The organism is Candidatus Thermoplasmatota archaeon (assembly GCA_034660695.1).
Classification (GTDB): Archaea; Thermoplasmatota; E2; order UBA202; family DSCA01; genus JAYEJS01.
The window spans coordinates 1-1,950 of sequence record JAYEJS010000056.1; the positions used below are offsets into that span (position 1 = coordinate 1).

The window sequence follows — 1,950 nt, forward strand, 5'->3', positions numbered from 1 at the left end:
CAAAAAATTTAATACTTACAACGCATTCTCAACCGAAATAACACTTCCAAACAAAATTACCTCACATATCAAAAAAATGAGGGAAGATGGTTTTCTAACTTTTGCTAGAAAGGGGAAAAAAATCATTGTGGAAGCAAATAAAGATATTTTAAAACAAATGGCGGACAAACACCAATATAAAATTGATAAAGCCATTGAAATGCTGTCATATATTATAGAGGAAGTTGAATTAGCATACCAACCACATATTAAAACATTTAGAGATTCTTTAGATGTTATATTATATTTTTTATGGGGTATTTTCCAAAAGGAAAAATCATTTTATTCCTATTATCCAATCGTAAGTATACTATTCTATGTCCCAAACATAAAGGAAAAAGAAAAAATAGACTTTGCTTTGCGTACCTCTACTGAAAGATGGGAAAATCTCATAACTATTCCCCAAGGTAAACAAGCACAGAAATCCAACAATCTAAAAAATTATTTAATGAAAAACAATAACTATCTGAAAGATTTTTTATTTCTTATTGCAGATTGTTTAGACGAAATCGAACATAAATATTTAGCCGAAAAAGGAACACATCATTTTGAGTCGAGGCTACTGATATCTGCACAAATCAATGCCACAAGACAATTATTGAATAATTTACAATAACTCCATAAATTTTACACTACTTTTTGCCGACTATTTTCTCCAATGCCTTTATGATTTTTTTGGCAACTTCTGGATTGTTTAACGCCCTTATAAATTCATCTCCAAGTTGTTTTTCCTTTGATTGCTCCATTTTAGCCAGCTCTGCCTCTAATCTCTTTATTTTTGAAGCTTGGCGATTTATGAGTTCATCGTATGTTTCATTTTTCTGTTTTATTTCCTCCCTCAACTTATTAACTCCATTTCTATCTTTAAAAACGGTAAGAACGCTTTCTCCCTTGAGATAAAACTCCCCTAATTGTTCTTGTGAATATCGCCTATAAACCTCTGTGAGATAGCCCTCATGCCCCATTAATGCCTCTGTTACATCGACAGGTATAACACTGCCCATTTTTGTTCTGAAATATTTCCGTAATACATGGGGGTGCAGCCTGTTGCGGTTGGTGTTTTTGTCAATTTCGTTCAACCCCGCCTTTTTAACTGCATTTCTCCAAATACACAATGCCGTGTTATCCTGGAAGGGGAAAAGACGATTATCCTCTGCTGATTTTTTATATTTGTGGCTTTTCGCTACTGCAGCCTTCAGATAACTCTCTCTTACCTTTAGCCATTCCGTAATCGCTTCCTTTCCTTCTGTGGATATGAATGCAATGCGAGGATTTCCCGTTTTTGTGTATTTTCCAGAGATATTTATCTTCGGTGGTTTACTTTCCAGCTCAATATCATCCAGTTTAATCTGTAATGTTTCCCCGATTCTCATTCCACTTGAGGATAATGTCAAAAATAATGCCTTTCCTTTTGCATCCATGTGAGTTAAAATGCTCTTCAGCTCTTCATTGGAAGGTATTTTGTCCATCGTTAATGCTCGGCTCCCATTTATTTTTTGTTTTAGTTTTCTCCAAAATTTTTCAGTTAAATCTATTTCATTCTCGCTCAGGAACGATTTTACTGCTGATAGATATGCCCTTACTGTCTTTGGTGGTCTGTCCTTTATTTCAATAAAAAACTTCTTTATGTCCCCTTCATAATCCCTTCCTTTATTGAAATATTGGTTTGCATTCACATTTAGTGTTTCAAAATATTTTTTCAATGCCGTTTTATATGCCCGTATTGTATTTTTGCTCGAATACATCTGCAGAAATTCTGCAATAATATCATTTTCTTTCATGATAGTGTATTGTTTAATAAATATTTATAGTTTGCTATACAACAATCACTGTTATCAAATACTAAACTCCTGTGAGTATATAAGCGAGGGGAGGGGTGGAGTGCTATTTAAAAAACTTCCTACTTTTTCT

General features: G+C 33.6%; 2 protein-coding genes. One reads left to right on the forward strand and one right to left on the reverse strand.

The annotated features are described in order from the left end of the window. Nucleotides 1-655 (forward strand): hypothetical protein (locus U9O96_02750; protein MEA2054026.1); only part of this gene is annotated, 655 nt, incomplete at its 5' end. 16 nt (nucleotides 656-671) lie between these two features. Here U9O96_02750 and U9O96_02755 read toward each other — a convergent pair. Beyond that, nucleotides 672-1,820, reverse strand: a complete 1,149-nt coding sequence (locus U9O96_02755; GenBank protein ID MEA2054027.1) for a tyrosine-type recombinase/integrase — start codon at nucleotides 1,818-1,820, stop codon at nucleotides 672-674. Between the last annotated feature and the right edge of the window lie 130 nt (nucleotides 1,821-1,950).